General features: G+C 44.0%; 22 protein-coding genes. 1 reads left to right on the forward strand and 21 read right to left on the reverse strand.

Translation table 11 applies throughout. From position 1 onward, the window contains the following. Positions 1-601: 601 nt before the first annotated feature. Positions 602-1,252, reverse strand: coding sequence for a response regulator transcription factor (locus HY960_13385; GenBank protein ID MBI5216739.1), 651 nt, complete (start codon positions 1,250-1,252; stop codon positions 602-604). Between the two features lie 175 nt (positions 1,253-1,427). On the opposite strand from HY960_13385, the gene HY960_13390 reads away from it, so the two are divergent. Further along, positions 1,428-1,694, forward strand: coding sequence for a helix-turn-helix transcriptional regulator (locus HY960_13390; protein MBI5216740.1), 267 nt, complete (start codon positions 1,428-1,430; stop codon positions 1,692-1,694). 63 nt (positions 1,695-1,757) lie between these two features. On the opposite strand, the gene HY960_13395 is transcribed toward HY960_13390, so the two are convergent. From HY960_13395 to HY960_13490, 20 genes are all read right to left on the reverse strand, one after another. Then, positions 1,758-4,256, reverse strand: a complete 2,499-nt coding sequence (locus tag HY960_13395; GenBank protein ID MBI5216741.1) for an exo-alpha-sialidase — start codon at positions 4,254-4,256, stop codon at positions 1,758-1,760. A 16-nt stretch (positions 4,257-4,272) separates the two neighbouring features. After that, entirely contained in the window at positions 4,273-6,135 is a 1,863-nt protein-coding gene (locus HY960_13400; protein ID MBI5216742.1) for a T9SS type A sorting domain-containing protein, read from the reverse strand. 14 nt (positions 6,136-6,149) lie between these two features. Further along, positions 6,150-6,683, reverse strand: coding sequence for a TlpA family protein disulfide reductase (locus HY960_13405; protein ID MBI5216743.1), 534 nt, complete (start codon positions 6,681-6,683; stop codon positions 6,150-6,152). Positions 6,684-6,956: 273 nt separating this feature from the next. Continuing rightward, on the reverse strand, positions 6,957-7,514 hold the full coding sequence (locus HY960_13410) for a PepSY-associated TM helix domain-containing protein (GenBank protein MBI5216744.1): 558 nt from the start codon (positions 7,512-7,514) through the stop codon (positions 6,957-6,959). Between the two features lie 31 nt (positions 7,515-7,545). Then, complete coding sequence (locus HY960_13415) at positions 7,546-8,013, reverse strand: DUF4920 domain-containing protein (protein ID MBI5216745.1); 468 nt, start codon at positions 8,011-8,013, stop codon at positions 7,546-7,548. A 148-nt stretch (positions 8,014-8,161) separates the two neighbouring features. Beyond that, complete coding sequence (locus HY960_13420) at positions 8,162-8,542, reverse strand: GxxExxY protein (GenBank protein ID MBI5216746.1); 381 nt, start codon at positions 8,540-8,542, stop codon at positions 8,162-8,164. A gap of 12 nt (positions 8,543-8,554) precedes the next feature. Next, positions 8,555-9,550 carry a GTP 3',8-cyclase MoaA gene (gene moaA, locus HY960_13425; GenBank protein ID MBI5216747.1) on the reverse strand — a complete coding sequence of 332 codons (996 nt, stop codon included), beginning with the start codon at positions 9,548-9,550 and terminating at the stop codon, positions 8,555-8,557. Next, complete coding sequence (locus tag HY960_13430; GenBank protein MBI5216748.1) at positions 9,547-10,872, reverse strand: hypothetical protein; 1,326 nt, start codon at positions 10,870-10,872, stop codon at positions 9,547-9,549. The genes moaA and HY960_13430 overlap by 4 nt, the downstream gene beginning before the upstream one ends. After that, positions 10,853-11,185 (reverse strand): carboxymuconolactone decarboxylase family protein, encoded by a 333-nt coding sequence (locus HY960_13435; GenBank protein ID MBI5216749.1) that lies wholly within the window; start codon positions 11,183-11,185, stop codon positions 10,853-10,855. Before HY960_13435 ends, HY960_13430 begins: the two co-directional genes overlap by 20 nt. 77 nt (positions 11,186-11,262) lie before the next feature. Next, positions 11,263-11,763 (reverse strand): hemerythrin domain-containing protein, encoded by a 501-nt coding sequence (locus HY960_13440; protein ID MBI5216750.1) that lies wholly within the window; start codon positions 11,761-11,763, stop codon positions 11,263-11,265. A 6-nt stretch (positions 11,764-11,769) separates the two neighbouring features. After that, positions 11,770-11,934: a twin-arginine translocase TatA/TatE family subunit gene (tatA, locus tag HY960_13445; protein MBI5216751.1), complete on the reverse strand. Its 165-nt coding sequence runs from the start codon at positions 11,932-11,934 to the stop codon at positions 11,770-11,772. 211 nt (positions 11,935-12,145) lie between these two features. Further along, entirely contained in the window at positions 12,146-12,475 is a 330-nt protein-coding gene (locus HY960_13450; GenBank protein MBI5216752.1) for a hypothetical protein, read from the reverse strand. 187 nt (positions 12,476-12,662) lie between these two features. Further along, positions 12,663-12,923 (reverse strand): hypothetical protein, encoded by a 261-nt coding sequence (locus HY960_13455; protein MBI5216753.1) that lies wholly within the window; start codon positions 12,921-12,923, stop codon positions 12,663-12,665. An 11-nt stretch (positions 12,924-12,934) separates the two neighbouring features. Then, a complete protein-coding gene (locus tag HY960_13460; protein ID MBI5216754.1) occupies positions 12,935-13,492 on the reverse strand; it encodes a 2-oxoacid:acceptor oxidoreductase family protein in 558 nt (185 codons plus the stop codon). Positions 13,493-13,539: 47 nt separating this feature from the next. Then, on the reverse strand, positions 13,540-14,334 hold the full coding sequence (locus HY960_13465) for a 2-oxoglutarate oxidoreductase (GenBank protein MBI5216755.1): 795 nt from the start codon (positions 14,332-14,334) through the stop codon (positions 13,540-13,542). Then, entirely contained in the window at positions 14,331-15,467 is a 1,137-nt protein-coding gene (locus HY960_13470) for a 3-methyl-2-oxobutanoate dehydrogenase subunit VorB (GenBank protein MBI5216756.1), read from the reverse strand. Before HY960_13470 ends, HY960_13465 begins: the two co-directional genes overlap by 4 nt. After that, positions 15,464-15,790 (reverse strand): 4Fe-4S dicluster domain-containing protein, encoded by a 327-nt coding sequence (locus HY960_13475; protein ID MBI5216757.1) that lies wholly within the window; start codon positions 15,788-15,790, stop codon positions 15,464-15,466. The genes HY960_13470 and HY960_13475 overlap by 4 nt, the downstream gene beginning before the upstream one ends. An 11-nt stretch (positions 15,791-15,801) precedes the next feature. Then, on the reverse strand, positions 15,802-16,500 hold the full coding sequence (locus tag HY960_13480) for a hypothetical protein (protein ID MBI5216758.1): 699 nt from the start codon (positions 16,498-16,500) through the stop codon (positions 15,802-15,804). A gap of 366 nt (positions 16,501-16,866) precedes the next feature. After that, a complete protein-coding gene (locus HY960_13485; GenBank protein MBI5216759.1) occupies positions 16,867-17,637 on the reverse strand; it encodes a class I SAM-dependent methyltransferase in 771 nt (256 codons plus the stop codon). Continuing rightward, positions 17,634-19,595 carry a chorismate-binding protein gene (locus HY960_13490; GenBank protein MBI5216760.1) on the reverse strand — a complete coding sequence of 654 codons (1,962 nt, stop codon included), beginning with the start codon at positions 19,593-19,595 and terminating at the stop codon, positions 17,634-17,636. Before HY960_13490 ends, HY960_13485 begins: the two co-directional genes overlap by 4 nt. Positions 19,596-19,643: the final 48 nt, after the last annotated feature.

The following is a 19,643-nucleotide window of genomic DNA, read 5'->3' on the forward strand; positions in this document are numbered from 1 at the left end:
AACCATCTTGTTAATGTTGGTGGTTGGAAAATGAAAAGAAAATTCTTGAGTTTCGGAACAGCGCGCAGTTCTGTATCGGACGGGCAAAGCCATCCTCTTCCCTTTCATCGAAAGGAAAAAATACTTGTTCGCCTGAGCCTCAACTGTACTCATCTCAAAGTACAGTTCAGTTTACAATTACAATAAATCGGGATTCAGTGAAGAGAAGTGTTTTATTTATTGCTTCCCGTGATTCAGATGTGGTGCGCTTGGGGGAGTATGAACGCCGAAGTTCGTTCCCTTGTTTTGGTGAACCAGCACAATAAGCAAGGTTCAACCGGTGTGTATTGTTTCGTAGATATGCCATTACGTTTCTCAAAAAAAATGTGATACTTGTTTATTTATTCACTTGGTTACATCCGTTCATTCATTTGTTTGTTCTTTGTACACTCTAAAAAATAGATTTGCGTTACTGAGTTCTCCCTGTTGTTCAGGGCAACAGTTGCCGCAAATATACTGTTTTCAAGAAGGAACAACAAGGCATTCCTTCGCGAAATTCGCGAGAGGCAGGTTTTTTTCGCGTATAATATCGCACAGAGATAGATTCGATTGACAGGCATTGTCAAAATTCTATCAACCCGTGCCTGAGAGAATGCAGTACCAACTCCACATCACTCCGGCAGTGTAGCTTGTTCAGTATGTTTCGCCTCTGCGTATCCACAGTGCTTATGGTAACATTCCGCATGGCGGCAATTTCTTTTAACGGTTTCCCTTGTACAATGTGCAGGAGTATTTCACTTTCAACCGGTGATAGTATTTCATACGGGCTTTTTTCTTCGTCCTTGTTCTTCAATGCTAAGGCGACACTCTTACTGAAATAATGATGTTTGGAAAAGACTGTTTTAATAACATGGGTTATCTGTTTCATATCATCCGACAACTTACTAAAGTAACCGCAAGCACCCGCCTTCACCATCTCACGGACATAATGAGGATGTTCATGAATCGAATACCCAATCACTTTTTGTTCCGGATGCAAAGCAAGAATTTTTCGAGTTGCGTCCACTCCTTTCAGGTCGTTCATCGAACCGAGTGAAACATCCATGAGAATGATATCCGGCGTATGTTTATCGGCTAACGTAACCGCTTCTTCCCCGTCTGCGGCTTCCCCGATAACCTCGATTCCTCCCTCTTCCTGAAGAAACCATGATGTCAGTTGCCGTAACGCTTGTTCATCTTCAACGAGTAATACTGTAATTGGCTTGTTGTCCATCACTTCTTATTTTTTATCGAACATGTCTTTACCGTGAAAAGATTTGATTCGTTTCATAATTTTTGCTATAATTTAGCGAAGTCAATTGTTACAGTCAATAGTTTTTCAAAATATTTGTTTCCATCTATTAGATACCATGTTTCATTAAGATTATTTTCACCAATGATGCGGAGTTATGCCAAAACAGAAAAGCATAGTGGAGTTTCGTTCGGCTATTAAAGTTGCACGGAAGAGCCAGGGTTTATACCAAAAAGAAGTTGCAGGGAAACTGAACATTACACCCAAGTATTTTTCCCTTATTGAACAGGGAACGAAAGTCCCCAGTCCGAAACTTCAGGAAAAAATTTGTACTGCCCTGAACATTCGAATTCGATACGACGTCCCCCCCCCAAAAAAAACAAAGAATGAATGTTATCAGAAATTTGCTGTAAGAGTCAGGTAAGTTGATAAAAGAAAAGCCATGGTCAACCGACACATGGCTTTGTATTTTCACTCGATGTGAGAATTATTTTCTTCTTCGCTGTACTGCCGGCGATGTCATGTACAGTTTTCCGTTCTGTCCTGCTTTTAGCCAGTAACCGTAGCCGGGTTTGATTGTGTCGGCTTCGGAGTAACCGTTGTTGTAACCGAAGAACGATGATTGAATGACGCCCGGCTGGTCGCTTGTAATGGAAGGAACCGGAACCGGCTTGCTCACGCTTCCAACAATATTCCAGCCCTCAGCAACACCAACCGAATCGTTTGCCCGTTTAGTGCCGGTGATAAGCACGGTTTGGTCGTCGTTGAATTTTAACCAGTAACCACGCCCGTATTCTAACGTATCTTCCGCGTGGTATTTATTCGTGTATTCAAATGCCTGAGAAATGGAGGTCGGGAACACGGATTCTTTGCTACGGTCATTGGTGTTCACCGGAAGTGAAACAAGATTCCACCGGGCGTTTGCATGAACCGGGAGTTCCATCAGCAATGAATGAACAATCTGCACGGATGTAATGGAGGAGTTCGTAATCACACATGATGTTTCTGCAAGCATATCAAGCGAGAGGAGCGTTCCCTCCGTCTGAGCGTCGCGCAAGGTGAAATAATCGAGCGGAAACAATTCGGGATTCCAGCGAAGCGTGAGCGGATACCCTGCGCTCCCGGGTTGAAGTTCCAAAGTAAAGATAACAGTCGGATGTACATCGCTTAATGTATCGCGAAGGTCAAGTTTCGTTCCGTTCGTTCCCGAAACCTGCCACCGAGCATCGAACGTACCGGGAGGCGGTTTAATGGTGAGTTCTGATTCACCAAACAATGTATCGAGTCCATCGGTCGCCAATGTTTTTTCCCCGAACATTACTGTATCGGAATTTCCGCCGCCATCCTCAATTACGATACTTGCGGAAAACTGTGCCGTATCGGAAATCGTAAACACGGAATCGCTGATGCCGACCATATCGAGTTCGGATGTGTTGGTTACTTTTACTTTGCAGTATGAGGAAGGCGTGTGTGGAATCTTCCACGAATACGAACCGACGGAAGCGTGCATACTCGAAACGAGGTCGAGCCAATTAGCGCCATTATCTGTCGTGAACTGAATCTTGACATGCAATATTCCTATCGAACTCCATTGAATCGGGTGAGTCGAACCTGCAAGCCAGTCTTCTCCTCCAACCGGGCTGAGCAACTCCAATGCTACTCTATCAATGATGAATGTAGCGTTACTCGCATCCTTCAATGTTGTGTTGAACGTATCGGTCACGCGTACAAGACATTCTGCTGAAACTGTATCGGGAACAGTCCATGTGTACGAGCCGGTTGCCGCTGGTACGCTGTTGATTATCGTTATCCAGTTGAAACCGTTATTGAGCGAGTATTCAAGTTTGACATCGTTCACTCCATTCGCAGTCCATGTAATATTGTGAACAGTGTTCGCATGCCAGATTTCTTTTCCGTTCGGCGATGTTACAGCAAGTTGCCCGAGCGGTCGGTCGTGTCGCCACAATCCATCTCCCTGAACGATAAATAAACTCATCGTATCAAGCACAAGACACGCGTAGTTTGTTGTGGCGACCAAACCCTGATACGTTCGTTCCCATGTGGTTCCGGCATCACGGGAAATATAAATTCCTCCGGTCGAAGTGTATGAAGGTCCGTACGTTCCGGTGATAACAAAATTCGGGTCGGTCGTGGAAACAGCAACACCCCACATGTTGATGCCATTCAACGGTGTGCTGAAGTTCCATGTTTCACCTCCGTCGGTTGATTTCACAAAACCGCCGCCGCCGCTCCATCGGGGACCATATATCGTTCTCGGTTCATCAGGAGATAACGCAAGCGCAGGAACTTCACCCGTTGCAGTATGTACTTTTTTCCAGTTCACTCCATAATCATACGACTTCCAGATTCCCGATGCGTTATCAGCGACAAGCAGAACACTCGGACTATCCGGGCGAATCACACAATATTCCCATCCCTGGTTCGAGGTGTTAAACGGATTCGTTCGAACAGTATCCCACGTACTGCCGAAATCTGTGCTTCGGTAAACCGTGTTGCCCCCCATTGTATAAACAGTATCATCATCGAGTTGAGGAAGATAGGCAAGCGGAACTCCCCAGTAATAAAAATTCTGTTGAAACGTTACAGTCCAAGTTGCGCCGTTGTTCGTAGATTTCAAAATCTTGTCCGGTGGTCCGCTTTCCATCGCGACCAGAATAACATTCGTATCTCTCGCACTGACTGCGACTGCTTTGATTTGCGAGCCGCCTGTCACTGTTGAGAGTGTACTCCACGTGTTTCCCCGATTTCTGGAAATGAGCAATCCTTGTCCTCCGGCTGCCGAGTAAATGATATTATCATTCCATGGATTGACGCAGAACGGATTTCCCAAGCCACCGCCGCTGACCTTCTTCACCCACGGAGTTTGTGCTTCAAGTGATGAAATCAAAACAAGAAAAAGAACAAGCAACGGAATGAACATTCCGCGAAGATGATGATGAAATAATTTCGTATCGAATTTTTTCATGGAACAACTATAATCCCTATTTAATGAGAATTAATTTTTTAATGATACTGCTGGCTGAAGTTGAAAGCCGGTAGAAATATAAACCGCTCGAAAGTTCCGCGCCGTTAAGATACGCGCTGTGCAATCCTGCCGCAAGTGGTTCGCTCACAAGCCGTTCTACTTCTCTTCCGCTCACATCGAAAACTGCTAAAGAAACGAATGTCGGCTGAGAAATCCAAAACTCGATTGTCGTTCCGGGATTGAACGGGTTGGGAAAATTTTGCGCAAGCCGGATTTCTACCGGTTGTTCAACGTCTTCAAAGCGCGGCAACTGCTGGCTGTACCCTGATACGCGAATTTGTTTCACTCCCATTTCCACCGGCTGACCGAATTCAAGCCAATCTTCATACGTTTTTTCTCCCCACGAATTCCAATCGTACGGGTTGTTGATATTTTCATCGCGAACATATTCGATAAACTCCTTGCTCGCAACCTGATACATCAATTTCACTTCTACCGTTTCCGTATTGAACGGAAGTGCGTAGCGAGTTTCATCCCAGTATTGTCCGTCTTCGTAATGATAGCCGACCGGTTCCGCTCGATGTTCAAGAAATGCCGCGTACGAAAATCCGCGGGGAGGAATTCGATTATCAAGATAAACAGAATCATTCATCGCCGCGAGGAATGATGGTCCAGCAGTCATTCCAACCTGTGCGGCGAGCGTGTGAGAAATTCCCGGCTCGGTGTGATACAATTTCAGTTGTGCATCAAGGATGACTTTTCGCTCCGTCGTATCGTATCTTCCCGATTCAAACACAACCTGACCTGATTGATTTCTCCCAACAACATTCAACCACAACAGTCTTCCTTCAGGAAAACCGGTTGGCAATTTATGTCCGGTGAGATTGGTTACACGAATATGAGCAACAACTGAATCGGTTTCTCTTCCTGCAACAACTTCGAGTAGCGCCGCTTCACTGAGAATCTGTTTTGCTTCTTCCAAACCTTTTCCGATTGCAATCGAACTCACGCCGCTCCATTGTTTGTGAACAGAACGTGGCGCAAAAGTATTTCCGCCGGAGAAACTGTGACTTGCAATGTCAAGTCGTGGTCTCGTTCCGGGCAACGATGAACCCGTTCCCGGTTTCTTCTTCATGTGACACGATTGACACGAACCTGCTTCGCCGCGGGTCGCAAACCAACTGAGTTTCCATTCACTATAGGTTCGTTCCATCGTCACCTGAAGATGCGGTGAAAGATTGCGCGCATTTTCCGTCAAATACGGATTGCTGACCTGATGACACACACCGCAGTACTCGCTTGTTTTATAGAACGGGTCAACAAATGATTGTTCGCACGGATGCGGAGTTCCGCGAGCGCCTCGCACCGGAGCGCTGAATCGTTGCGTTGCATACATTCCGTTTCCATATCCCGGAACAGAATCATTGATTATGGCACTGCCGTCGTTGTTTAACGGGTCAACCATGCGATGACAGAAATCGCAGTGAATTCCATCGAGGTCGCTTCCGAACATATCCTTCACCGTTTGCGGATGCGAACGACCGGCAAGCCATCCCGAAGGAGAATGACAACGCAAGCAATATTCACCGACATCAAGTCCGCGTCCCATCATATATTTTGACGTTATGGAAAGCATCGCGTTGAAGAACGGGTCTTTCGGCGCGTGCGCCATCATACTTCCCGACCATTCTTCGACTTGTTGAAGATGACACGGCTTACAACTCGAAACCGGCGCGGCTGTGTCCGCCTGTCCGGGTTGCGTGCCGGGGAGAAAAATGAAGGGTTTGTATTCTTTATAATTGATGAACGCGAAGAAAAGGAACGCGACAGCGAAAACAATAGGAATGCGCACCCATAATAATGTTTTCGTTGTCTTCATCGTTTTTTGTTAGATTATTTCGCCGCGAGCGCTTTATCTAATTGATTCACAATCTCCGCAGCAGGAACACCGGGAAAATGATTTGCGAACTGAATTGTTCCGTTCTTCTGAACTACGTAGAGACTTTTCAACGGACAGGTTCCGGGCGTGTATCGTCCACTGTACTTTGCCGTTGCATCGCCTTTCGGGTCGTACAAAAACCTAAGCGTCAATTTTCTTTCTTTCACGATGCGTTCAATCGTTGCTCTGTCTTCGCCTAACTGACTGACAGCAACAATCTCGACGCCTTTCTTTTCGTACATAGATTTGATTTTTTCCATATCGGAAATGACGGAGAGACACCCGCTGCATAAATTCGTGAACCAGAACATCCGCACCTTATCATTCTTCGCTTTGGAGAAGTTGAACGCTTTTCCCTGAAAGTCGGTCAAAGAAAACTCAGGCGCTTGCTCACCCACCTTTGCTACTTTCACGTTTTGAAAGAATTGAGCATAAGTGATAGTTGTGAAACAAAATATGATAATGTAAATGATGAATGTTGTTTTCATTTCTTTCGTTTATTGTTTTCTGAAACAGAAACATCTGTTTCAAAATATTATGATGATTAAAAGGGGCTGTCTCATAAGTCTGATTATGATGTAGCCGCAGACTTTATGTCTGCGTTGTTAATTTGGAAATGCAACCATGAAGGTTGCGCCTACAATAAAATCTACCTTTTGAGACAGCCCCCTATGATTTCTTTACCGATGCATGAATGCAACGGCAATAAATGTTTATAAAATTAATATTTTTTCCGCCTGCTTCAACAAACAGCGACAATGTTATGACCAGTATAAATAATATATCCAATATACGACCGGCAACAACACACCGATACTCGTCAACCACGCCCCACGCCCGGTAATTCCATTCTTTCCTTTCAAAACGAATAAACCTGTTACTGCGACAAAAACGAGCGAAAACGCATACAAATCTGCAATGTACGTCCACGCTTCCTTTGGCGCATTGAGATGGAGTTGATTCATCTCGAACAGGACGCGTCGTTGTTGTGTTGTTTCAATCATAACATTACCGGTCGGCACATCAACCGAGTACGTTTTGTTTTCATAAAATAATTGAAGCGTTTCCTCATCCGGTCTGAACGAATCTTTCGGTCGTTCGGCAAGATTGAGTTTCTTCAATGCTTCATCTACCATCGGCTCGCGTTCTGTCGCGGCAAGCGGTTCGATAGAGAGAAATTCTTTTTCGATGTTGTAATTCGGATTCCAATCCTGCACATGATTGACGGCGATTCCGGAAATGCCGTACACAATCGTCAATCCGACAATAAGGTACCCTATGTCGCGATGGAGAATGTTATTCCACTTGCGCCACTTCATAGGCGACCTCTCGACATTATGTGATTCATGCTTATTTTACTTCTGCGCCAAGCCCATCAATTTGGACGTAGGTTTTCCCTTCAGTAATGCTCGAAGTATCAAACTTCTCTCCGGATTCTTTCGCGTGCTTCTTCCCCTGCTCAATCAACTCTTCTTTGGAGACAACTTCCATCGAGAATGTTCCTTCAGCGCGGACTTTCTTTCCTTTTGCATCAATCGGGAACGTCATCACTCCATCTTCAACTTTGAACCTGATGGACTCGAATTCTTTGTCGCTCGCAATTTCAATCCAGCAACCGCGCTTTGCACACACTTCTACAATTGTCCCTTCGACTAACACTTTCTTTCCGTTGTACTTCTCCGGTTTTTCAAGAATTGCCGAAACCTTTGTGACATTTTTCAGCGTCAATGCTTTGCCATATTTTTTTGCCGAGCCAGCCATTGCTGTGAATGTGAAGAACAGAAGAATGATAATTCCGATGATTGTTAAGTTTTTCATTGTTTTCCTTTTATTGTTGTTTGTAGATTCATGCAAAATCATTAGCATCGCCCAGTGAATTACTTTGTGTTCTTTGTGCTATCCTTTGTGAATCTTTGTGGTAAAACTCCCTTTAAACACAAAGCACACAAAGTATTTTCACAAAGGTTCACAAAGTTCCATTAATAACCCGTTTGATGCCGTCTTTTAATTTCAGAACATTGAAATTTATTAGTAATCCTAATTTATAATTTCCGAGTTTTAAGTACGTCAGAGTTTGTGCAAGATGAATATCGTTGATGGCTTCAACGCTTTTTAATTCAAGCACCAATTTATTTTCGACCAACAAATCAATTCTGTATCCACAATCCAATTTTACCGTTTCATAGAACAAAGGCACTGGTTTTTCTTTTTCGACCGAAATACCTGACGTATTTATTTTGTAGTATAAACATTCCTTGTACGCACTCTCTAACAACCCGGGACCTAAAGCAGAATGGACATCAATTGCTAAACCAATTATTTTATTTGATAATTCGTTCTCCGTCATACATCAAAAAATCTATCCACCGATGGCAACCATGGCGTTGCTTTGCATTTCTACAAGTTCTTCGGTGTCGGGATGTTTTTCCCATTTGAGGATAACTGCGGAGCGGATTGTATCTTCGATAATATCAGGTGATGCACCGGAACGAAGCAGACGTTTCAAATCAAAATCATCACGACCGAACAAACAGTTTCGGAGTTTGCCATCGGCGGTTAATCTCAGTCGGTTGCAATCGCCGCAGAAGTGTTCGCTCATCGTCGTGATAAACCCGATGGTTGCTTCACTTCCTTCAACAAGAAAATCTTTTGCCGGACCGGGAACTGTTTCATTGGTTGAGAACGGAACAAGCGTGTGTTTTGATTCGATGATGTCTTTCATCTCTCTGTACGACATGAACTTCACTTCATTCCAACCATTTTCGAGGAACGGCATGTATTCGATAAAACGGATGTTCAGCGATAACGCTTTTGCAAAATCAACAAAGTCGAGTAACTCATCATCATTAAATTCCTTCATCACGACCGTGTTGATTTTCACCGAAGGAAATCCGACCTGAAGCGCTTTCTCAATGCCATGTATTGTTTGTTGAAAATTATCGCGAAATGTTATATGGTGGAATTTCTCCGGCTTCAAGGTATCAAGACTGATATTCAAATGAGAGACTCCGGCATCCCGTAACGCTTGTGCTTTTTCTCCCAGTTTGATTCCGTTCGTCGTCAGTGCAAGTGTTTCCAACTTTTCAATAGCGGCAAGACGTGCGCACAATTCATCAACATTTTTCCGCACAAGCGGCTCGCCGCCGGTAACACGAATTTTCCTGATGCCAAGTTCGACGAATTGCTTCGCGAGCGTTTCAATCTCATCGAATGTAAGAATTTCTGCACGAGGCATGAGTTCAATTCCATCGGGCGGCATACAGTAACGGCAACGGAGATTGCATCGCTCCGTCACCGAGATGCGCAAGTACGTATGCACCCGTTTGTAGTTATCAACCAACGGCAGATTCTTCATCGCACCTCCACACTCGTTGTTTGAACATTCATTACAAACGTTGGCAACTCACCGATGTATTGCTCTGCGTTCAACGTACGAAGCAAATACGGACCGAACGGGCGGAACAACAATCTCGCTTTCACATTCCATGTTCCTGCATACGTCGGTTTGAAGCGATAGCGCGCCGTTCGCGATTGAAATGGAGGAATAGAATTATTCACCAGCGAATCCATCTCGAACACATTTGTCTCGTGTCCGTTCTTGTACAATGCACCGCCGAAAAGCGTCAGGTCTTTGTCATCATTCGGACGGAGTGCACTGTTCTTGTCCATCAAATCGCCGTTCGCATCAACGTAGCCGGAACGATAAATCGTATCGCTTCCGTTCGAGACGGTTACTTCGAGCCACATTTGTCGGTTGAAGAACACTGAACTTGGCAAGTTATGTCCTGTTCTATCATTATACACACGCACGGTGAATTGAACACTATCATTCACAGAAGCGTTCACCGGTGCATCAAGAAATAAGGATGCGGATTTTTTCAAGAGAGAATCAACAGCCTTTCGTTGTTCGGTTTTGTTTGGGAAATCAGTCATCGCAACATCTACACCGATAAAATCATGCCGATGAACATTATCCCGCACCGGTCCGCCAACGGCGGCTTGTCCGGTGTATGTCGGCATGTGGCAATTCTGACATTCGACCGACATTGCGCCCCACGCACTATTCTGCCATTCGGTAAATGTAATTTCAACCGGAATGTTGTTTGAAATCAGATCATGACACGCGCGGCATTGTTCAGAGCGTGTAAACGATGCTTCATACTTGCTTTCGTGAGCCATGTTCGCTTGTGCATCACTGAGCGGACCGTATTTTATTTTTCCCGGCTTGATGTTGTAAGCAACTGTTTGATTTGTTGTCGTGTGAGGAGGAAGCATTGAGTGGCATACATCGCACGTTACGCCTTCTCGGACTATCGGTTGCAAATCGGAAAACTGAAACGTCGAAGGAGCATTGCCGGTCAGAAATCCAATCGGTGAATGACACTGCCAGCACCAATCTTTCAACTTGCCGTTTGTGCTTGCTTGCAAACTGTTGATAGAGTTCATCCAGACCGGGTCGTTCGTAGCGTAGTGATGCATCGAACCGTTCCATTCATTGTAATGATTCGGATGACAACTTGCGCACAGTTGTGCAGACGTGAAATCTGAAAGTTTAAGATTTGTTTGATTCGTCGGAGGTGGAGTTATTGTTACCTCATCTTCGCGGCAACCGCTTTCCAAAAAGACCATCAGACAAACCACCACGACAACAAGAATGTTATTTCTTTTTCTTACCACTCTCTTGTTCGAGTGTTTCATCAATCCAACTGAGCGCCGCCATCATCGAAGGAAGTCCGAGTGTCGGTAGAGCAAGCAAGGCAACATGCCGCAATTCATCGGGCTTCACACCGGCAGAGAGCGCTTTACGCACATGCGAATGAACTGCGCCTTCCATTTTTCCACCGACGGAAATTCCAAGTTTCACCAACGCACGTGTTTTTGCGTCAAGCGGTCCTACCTGATGAACAGCGTTGCCAAGTACTTCATACGCTTGGGCAATTTCCGGATAATCTTTTGTAAATTTTTGAAATCGTTTTGGAGGTTTTGACATACAAACAATCTTTGATTAATAACAGATGAAAGGTCGGGTATAATATCGCCAAAGTTTTTTCGTTTGGCAAGTGCAAGTTACACTGATGCGCTTGCTATACTGTCCCTCAATTCTTTGTATTCCACTTCTGAAAAGAGTTTTTTCGCCTTCACAAACAGGATGGTATTTTCGTTGACGATATGGGCGCGGAGAAGCCTGACAATTCGTGTCGCTGTTTCCACCAACTCCTGACGGGAGGAACCGCGCAAACGACCGTCTTCCACCTCATTCACGCACGAGAGCAAGTAGTTGAACGCGCTCCATAATTCGCGGTGTTCGTTCCGGTATTCACTCGTGATGCCCGGCTCATGTCGTTCAAGCAACGGGAAAAGAAACTGTTCTTCTTTCTTATCATGCTGACGGAATTCGCCTTCAAAAAAACGTATTGCTTCAGCAATGATTCCGAACGCTTGACGAGTAAAGCCATCCGAGGTAATGGAATTGACTGCCTGCTCTAACAGTGATAACTGTTTCGCGGCTCGTTGATGTTCGTGCATCAGCACGGAAATCGGGTCAACAACCGATTGAGTATCGTTCATCCGGTTTTATAATCCCTTCGCTGATTTGCTGTCATCCCGGATTTCACGTTTGAACTCGCGCATCGCTTGACCGATTCCTTTCGCAAGAGCAGGAATTCTTTTCGCTCCGAAAAGTAGAAAAATCCCTACCGCGAGTATTACAATTTCCGTTGTACCTAAATTTCCGAACATGTTTAATAATTAGTTGTATCAGAGTGAAATGTCTATTTAACAATCAACATGCCAACTCATCATTATTTTTTTGATTGCTCAATAATACCGCTTATCATGATATGATAGGTTTTGTGTCACAATCAGATTTCATGAATGAGAATCAATGAATCAATGATTCTCATTCTTGGGAATGAAACACCTAACGAAAAAATTACTACTTGCTCAATACTTACGCGACTGAAGCACGAACATCTTCAATTGCTTCAACAACTAACGGATAGTAACGGTCAAGTCCGCAATCAACCGAGGAACGAACCTGACATTTTCCATCCGGCGCCTGATGAATACACGTCGCACATACATTGTTACGCAATGCAAACACATACGGTTCGACATGGTCGCTCTTGATTGAAAGTACGGTTTGAACAATTTGAGGAAAGTGAGATTTCAAAGCACACTCTTCGCGGTCATTGAGTCGGCAATTTCCTGTGCCGTCGCCGTCAATGCACTTTGCACAAATTTTTTGTTGGACTGCTTGCCAGTAAAGTTCGAGGTTCATGATGATTCACCATTCATTAATTTTGATTGAAGAACACTTCGTTGATTTAAATTCTAATCTCGAAATTATAAATGCCAAACAAATCCGAAATTATAAATTCTAAATAGAAGCACGGAATGTTTTGAATTTTGTATTTCAAAGTAATGATTTGTTTAGAATTTAGAGATTAGAATTTTGGATTTTCTTTCTATACCATTTCAAATCCTTCGCGGACATGGTCAAGCACTTCAAATTTTGTTTTGATGAGCGCTTTCGTTTCCATAAGCAAACTGATGGAGCGTTGCCGTTGAATGATAAGTTCGTTGAGAATAACTTTCACATCAGGATAATCACATTGGTCGCGAAGCGCACCATACTGAAGAATTGCATCTTTCTCCCGTTGCGTTGCCGCTTCGATTGCGGTGCAAAACTCTTTGCAGTTATGTGCGCATTGTATTGGATGATTCATGTTCTTTTCTCCTACACTAACGGTGTCGCCGCTTCAATTATTAATTCTTCTCCTTTTTCGAGCGCTGCCTGATTCATTGGTAACATGTGGTGATACCGTTCCGGCAATACATCAGCCAATGCCTTCATAACAGAATGAACGGAAACAACTTCGCACACGCTGAGGAACGCACCAAGCATCACCATGTTTCGCACGCGAACGTTGCCGAGTTTCAATGCTTCAAACTCTGCGGCGACGGGAACAACTGTTATATCTGTTCTTGATGGAGGGATGAGAATGTTTCCGCTATCATAAATCAACACACCATTCGGCTTCACCGCTTTCTCAAATTTATCGAGCGATGGCTGATTGAGTGCAACTACGGCATCGAACTTTGCTATGATGGGTGAACTAATCGGTTTGTTCGAGACGATGACAATGCAATTAGCAGTTCCGCCCCGCATTTCCGGTCCGTACGATGGCATCCATGAAACTTCTTTCTCTTCTAACAAAGAAGCATACGCAAGTGTTTGTCCCATTGAGAGAACACCCTGACCGCCAAAACCGGCAAATAATATTTCGTGTGTCATATAATCAATTCAAAATGAAAAATTAAAAAGTAAAAAATGTTCTTGTGTCAGTTCGTGCTTCGCGGCTGAATCAATTTTCCATCAACCTTCAAATCGCCGATGGGATACACCGGGAACATGTTCGATTCCATCCACTTGTTTGATTCGAGCGGTGTCATCTTCCATCCCGACGGACAATTCGAGACGACTTCAATCAAACAGTATCCTTTCTTTTCTTTCTGCGCTTGAAATGCTTTCAACACTGCTTTTTTAAACGAGCGAACACCGTTCGGCGTATGCACCGCTTGACGCGTAACGTAGTATGTACCGGGAAGCATCGCAAGAAGTTCAGTTATCTTGAACGGGAACCCTTGTGTATCTGTCTCTCGTCCTTCAGGAGTTGTACTTGTTTTCATTCCGAGGATTGTAGTCGGCGCCATTTGCCCGCCGGTCATTCCGTAAATCGCATTGTTGATGAAGAGTACGAGAATGTTCTCTCCACGATTTGCCGCGTGAATTGTCTCTGCTGTTCCGATTGCCGCAAGGTCTCCATCGCCTTGATATGAATAAACATATTTCTCAGGCAACACTCGCTTGATTCCTGTTGCGACTGCGGCGGCGCGTCCGTGTGCGGCTTCCTGCATATCAACATTCATATAATGATATGCGAAGACCGAACATCCGACCGGCGCAACACCAATCGTTTCGCTTTGAATGTCGAGTTCCTGTACAACTTCCATGAGGATTTTATGCACAACTCCATGCCCGCATCCGGGACAATAGTGCATCTTCGTGTCTGTTAACGTGCCGGGTTTTTCCCATACACATTCAAGTCCATCTACCGGGATTTCCTGATAGTTCATCGTGCTTCTGCTCCTTCTCTTATGATTGCGGATTGCGAATTGTGAATTTCGGATTGTTGATGAAATGCTGAAACTCGCTTTCCGTACGTAATTACCTTTTCCAGAATTTCTTCTGCCGTCGGAATGATTCCGCCCATGCGTCCGTAAAATTCAACCGGAGTTTTTCCGTTGACCGCAAGCCGTACATCTTCCACCATTTGCCCGGAGTTCATTTCCACGACCAACATTCCGCGAATTTGTTCACTCAGTTCTTGTAAGATTTCTGTCGGATACGGGAAGAGCGTAATCGGTCTGAGCAACCCGACGGGCAAACCTTTGGCGCGAGACAAATCAACCACCTTCTTGCATATACGTGACGAAAGCCCGTACGCGACAAGAAGAATCTCTGCATCATCCGCTTCGTATTTTTCATATCGCACTTCATTTTCGCGAATGAACTGATACTTTGCTTGCAAATGTTTGTTGATGGCTTCCATTTTTTCCGATTGGATGTGAAGTGACGTAATGATGTTCCGTTCACGAGTTGGAGGTTTTCCAACTGTCGCCCATGGTTTTTCAGGAATATGTTCTGACGGATTGTATTTTCTGAACACGACCTTCTCCATCATCTGACCGAGCGCTCCATCGGAAAGAATCATGACAGGATTGCGATATTTATCAGCCAAATCAAATCCGTCGTACACAAAATCAGCCATTTCCTGAACGCTTGCCGGAGCGAGAACAATCAAATGATAATCTCCGTGACCGCCCCCCTTCGTCGCCTGAAAATAATCACCCTGTGCCGGTTGGATAGTGCCAAGTCCTGGACCGCCGCGATTGACGTTTGCCACAAGACACGGCAACTCTGCAGATGCAATATACGAAAGTCCTTCCTGCATCAGACTTATTCCGGGACTTGAAGATGTTGTCATCGCACGGACGCCCGCGCCCGCGGCGCCATACACCATGTTAATCGCCGCAAGTTCGCTCTCAACCTGCATGACCACCATTCCACGTTCTCGTCCAACTTCCGATAAATATTCAATCACTTCCGATTGCGGAGTGATGGGATAACCAAAGTACGCTTTGCAACCGGCACGAATCGCGGCTTCTGCTAACGCTTCGTTTCCTTTCATTAATCGAGTATCACTCATATATCAATCCTTCCTTGAGGGAGTGCATCAACCGTAAGACGAATATCCTTTGCAACATGGGTAATCGTTGCAATCGGTTGCCGCACTTCTTTCTTTCCTGCTTTCTTCGTACTTCGATAAACAGTGATGACTGCATCCGGACATACAAGCGCGCAGTTCACACAACCGGTGCAGTTATCCTGCACCAGCACGGCGTAGTGATATCCTTTGACATTTATTTCTTTCGACATTTTCAGACTTTCCTGCGGACAGGCTTCGACGCACAGTTCACAGCCTTTACAGGTCTGAACATCTATTTTCACATTTCCACGGACTGATGCCATGTGTTCCTTTCTTACATTGCTCGATTGACTATTCGTTTCAGTTGTTCAAGCAACTTGTCGTTGCTTGCATCTGTTACATACACATTTTTCGTTGCGAGATACATGCCGATGATTTTTCCGTTCTCAACCCAACAGTTCGCGACTTCTTTCTTGCCGATTCCAATTCGATAATGTGTCGCGTTTACTGCTTTTTCACCTGATTTGATTTCGTCCGAACCATGTCGTTCGATATCTACATAAATGAAATCCTGCATCTGAGGCACAGCAACATTCAGGCGAAGTTTTTCTTTCTTTTGCTGCTCATATACCTGAATGAGAAACCAATATTGCGTGTACATATTCGGGTCGAGAAAATATATCGCTTCTTCTACCGGAAACATTCCGACCATCGCTTCTTTCTCGTACAACTTGAAGAACTTATTATCGTTGCTCGCACGCCACGACGGAAAACCGTTCAGCGTTTGCTCATAACTTTCCAACGAACTGTTCTGATAGATTATCTTGGCTACTCGTCGTTCTTCTTTCGCTCCGACAGATCGAATGTCGTCGCTATAACTTTCGCCCTGGACTACTTCGTATTCGTCCGTCTCGATCTTTTGGTCACCACTAAAGATTGCATAGATACCTTCAATGGTCTCCTGTCCTCTGCTTATTGCAGATGTGAGGGTCAGGAAAACGACTATTACTAAAAAATAAGTGAACGTTTTCATAACGCACCTCAAATGGTTTGAGACACAGTTGTTTGGTTATGAAAAGACAAGGGTTATGCCACATGAATGAATTTGGTATTGTGTTTCTCGGAGAATTTGGTAGGTCACGCGCGAAAAGCACATGGTATTTATCAGGGGTGAAAGATTCTTCTCAGGAGTGAAAGGATGGCGTATCAAGTTACAGAGTTTGGCTCATTCAAAAAACCTGTATTGTATTTTCTTTGTGACTCCGCGTCTCTGTTGTAAACTACCGTTCTGACCATCTATGACGATTTCAACGTAGCGAAGGAGGTGAAATGCAGCATAGCCCGAAGCAACTAAGAGTGCAGAGTATATATCACTGGACGATACAGCGACCCATTGATATCATTTTCTTGCTATTACCATCGTAGTACATATTACTTTGTTTTCAAGAACCTCGTTTTCTTCTTCTTGTTCTTTAATATAGTTTTCGAATAATTTCTTTTTGTCGGGATAAATATCAATTAATTCCAGACAACGTTTCTTCAAATTTTCGAAAATAATGCCATCAGAATTTTTTACATCCTCATTCTTGCTGATGACTTCATCTATTACGTGCATGTTGGATACATCAATCTGTTTGAGTATTTCTTCCTTTTTTAGCATCACCGGGTGTTTGTAATCGCTTTGACCATCAATATAGCCATCATCAATAATAATAATTCCAAAATCACTAAGGCATGTTGAAATTGTTGTCAATGTAGTATGATAATCTCCAATGACAGGTCCGATAGCGCCAAGAATTATAATGTCAAAAACCGGTAACGTATTTATTTTTTCTCTGATATCTCCAACTTCAAATCTACAGAGATGTTCAACCCGATATTCTTTTGCTTTATTCTTTGCCTCCACAATAAACTCAGGTATTGCGTCAATTCCATAGCATTGACAACCCAACCTGTGTGCTACTTTTATAGAAACCGCACCTTTCCCACAGCCTAAATCTAGAACACGTAAAAGATTACATGTTGTAAAATGTTTCCCAATTAATTTTATGATAGTTTCAGGGTCAGCGCCAATTTCCCAAAGGTCTTGTAAAATATATGGTAAGAATGGAAAAAGTTCTTGAGCAGAACCATCCATTGATGCTACGACGCTTTCTTCAATTGATTTCATGTGCTAGCCTTAATCTTTGTCTCACTCGTTCGCTCAACTCTCTCTGTTAGATGCACCTCCCTCAACCCCCGAATAGCGTTGGAGATGTAAATGGAATCTGCCCGTTTCAAATCTTCAACAAACAATACTCGTTCTGTTACATTTGGTAACTTCTCAAGCAAGTACTGACGATACACTCCGTTCAGCAATCCACACTCGATTGGAGGAGTATACAATACATCTCCTTTTTTAATGAACACGTTGCTGATACATCCTTCCGTCACTTCATTCTTTTCATTGAGGAAAATGAGATCGGCAAGCCCTTCATCCTTCGCTTTCTCAAACCACTTGTCGTATGTTGTTCTGTTCGTGGTTTTGTGAAAGAGGAACCTATCAGCAGAATTCGTACGCTCAAAAGCAATCGCCACAACGTTATTGTTTGATGTTTCAATCTGAATGATAGAACTTTCAATCTCAATCTCCCCCGAACGACTTACCAATAAGCGGACTTTGTAACTCTGTAATTTCTGAAACCCCGAACCTGAAACCTGAAACCTCTCTCGAATTTCTTCTTCATCATATCTAAACTGAAAATACTCAGCAGAGTCACGAAGACGACTGAGATGCTTCTCAAGCAACGGAAAACCATCTTTCCACAAAACTGTCTCAATCAACCTGAATTTTTCGAAAGGAATTGTAAGGAACTTTGCTTTTAACTTACACTCGTTGAACTCACTCTCCGCGTTTGAATCCCAAACAATTCCTCCCCCCGTTCCCATTGTCCCTTGAACCAATTTGTCATTCTGACTGCTAACTTGTCGGGGCAAAGAATCTTCGATTGTTATAGACGGTCGGGATTCTTCATCCGCTAAAGCGGATTCAGAATGACAGTCAATCGGATTTGTTTCAAGTACCACAGTCCGTATCGCCACATTAAACACCGCTTCCTTTTTCGGAGAGATGAAACCAATCGCACCGGTGTAAATTCCTCTCGGAGATTCTTCAAGTTCATGAATGAGTTCGACCGCACGACGTTTCGGCGCACCCGTCACCGAGCCGCTCGGGAACATCGCCTTGAATAATTCATAGTAACGTACATCATCGCGCAACTCCGCTTCAACATTAGAAACCATCTGAAACAGCGTATCATATTTCTCCACATCAAACAGCGAAGTCGTCCGAACACTTCCTTGCTTCGATATCTTCCCCAAATCATTCCTCAGTACATCAACAATCATCACGTTCTCTGCCTGACTTTTCTCATCGTTCTTCAACCACTCAACCAACTCAGCATCTTCTTTCGTTGTTCGTCCGCGCTTCACTGTCCCTTTCATCGGCCTGACCGCGATTCGATTTCCTTGGCGTCTGAAAAATAATTCGGGGGACAAACTGAGAATCGTTTGTTGTTCCGTTTTAATAAATGAAGCATAACTCACCCGTTGCTTTTGCTTCAACGATTCGTACAACGAAACAGCATCTTCTTCAACATCAAACTTCACTCTCCCAGTGTAGTTGATTTGATACACATCTCCCTCCTGAATATGCCATTTGATTTTCTCAATCTTTGGAGAATAGTCTTCTAACGTTGCCGGTTCATTTGTTTTGTGAATCGTGAATCGTGAATCGTGAATCGTCAGCGGTGAGTGGTGAGCGGTGAGCGGTGAGCTAAGGAACGATGTGGGATCTTCATACACTCCAAACCAAACAATCGGTGTGTGAGAGTGTTCGACGTTTGGCAGTTCTAAAAAATGAAATCCACATTCATACGTAACGAAGCCGGCGAGATAATAACCTCGTCGAAGCGCGTTCTCCATCTTCTCAAACATGGATGGAAGTTCACTGATAGTAGAAGTGGATATGATTTCAACAGGGTTGACGAAGAGAAGCGACTTGGTATTCTCCACGTCCCGTACAACGGTTTCAAGGAGAACTAAGTTTCGTTCATTCTTTCGTAGTTCAAATAATTCGGTTTGCAACATGAAACGCTACAAACTAAGAAAAAACTCCCTCTCTTAAAAAGAAACATG

The sequence above is a fragment of the Ignavibacteriota bacterium genome (genome assembly GCA_016212665.1).
GTDB lineage: Bacteria > Bacteroidota > Ignavibacteria > UBA10030 > SZUA-254 > FW602-bin19.

Coding starts and splice junctions, on each gene's coding strand:
- HY960_13390 (MBI5216740.1), top strand. CDS start 1,428: ATGCCAAAACAGAAAAGCATAGTGGAGTTTCGTTCGGCTATTAAAGTT.
- HY960_13420 (MBI5216746.1), bottom strand. CDS start 8,542: ATGACGGAGAACGAATTATCAAATAAAATAATTGGTTTAGCAATTGAT.
- HY960_13490 (MBI5216760.1), bottom strand. CDS start 19,595: ATGTTGCAAACCGAATTATTTGAACTACGAAAGAATGAACGAAACTTA.
- HY960_13475 (MBI5216757.1), bottom strand. CDS start 15,790: ATGGCATCAGTCCGTGGAAATGTGAAAATAGATGTTCAGACCTGTAAA.
- HY960_13455 (MBI5216753.1), bottom strand. CDS start 12,923: ATGAATCATCCAATACAATGCGCACATAACTGCAAAGAGTTTTGCACC.
- HY960_13460 (MBI5216754.1), bottom strand. CDS start 13,492: ATGACACACGAAATATTATTTGCCGGTTTTGGCGGTCAGGGTGTTCTC.
- HY960_13395 (MBI5216741.1), bottom strand. CDS start 4,256: ATGAAAAAATTCGATACGAAATTATTTCATCATCATCTTCGCGGAATG.
- HY960_13410 (MBI5216744.1), bottom strand. CDS start 7,514: ATGAAGTGGCGCAAGTGGAATAACATTCTCCATCGCGACATAGGGTAC.
- HY960_13385 (MBI5216739.1), bottom strand. CDS start 1,252: ATGGACAACAAGCCAATTACAGTATTACTCGTTGAAGATGAACAAGCG.
- HY960_13405 (MBI5216743.1), bottom strand. CDS start 6,683: ATGAAAACAACATTCATCATTTACATTATCATATTTTGTTTCACAACT.
- HY960_13435 (MBI5216749.1), bottom strand. CDS start 11,185: ATGTCAAAACCTCCAAAACGATTTCAAAAATTTACAAAAGATTATCCG.
- HY960_13450 (MBI5216752.1), bottom strand. CDS start 12,475: ATGAACCTCGAACTTTACTGGCAAGCAGTCCAACAAAAAATTTGTGCA.
- tatA (MBI5216751.1), bottom strand. CDS start 11,934: ATGTTCGGAAATTTAGGTACAACGGAAATTGTAATACTCGCGGTAGGG.
- HY960_13400 (MBI5216742.1), bottom strand. CDS start 6,135: ATGAAGACAACGAAAACATTATTATGGGTGCGCATTCCTATTGTTTTC.
- HY960_13470 (MBI5216756.1), bottom strand. CDS start 15,467: ATGAGTGATACTCGATTAATGAAAGGAAACGAAGCGTTAGCAGAAGCC.
- HY960_13480 (MBI5216758.1), bottom strand. CDS start 16,500: ATGAAAACGTTCACTTATTTTTTAGTAATAGTCGTTTTCCTGACCCTC.
- HY960_13465 (MBI5216755.1), bottom strand. CDS start 14,334: ATGAACTATCAGGAAATCCCGGTAGATGGACTTGAATGTGTATGGGAA.
- HY960_13440 (MBI5216750.1), bottom strand. CDS start 11,763: ATGAACGATACTCAATCGGTTGTTGACCCGATTTCCGTGCTGATGCAC.
- moaA (MBI5216747.1), bottom strand. CDS start 9,550: ATGAAGAATCTGCCGTTGGTTGATAACTACAAACGGGTGCATACGTAC.
- HY960_13485 (MBI5216759.1), bottom strand. CDS start 17,637: ATGAAATCAATTGAAGAAAGCGTCGTAGCATCAATGGATGGTTCTGCT.
- HY960_13415 (MBI5216745.1), bottom strand. CDS start 8,013: ATGAAAAACTTAACAATCATCGGAATTATCATTCTTCTGTTCTTCACA.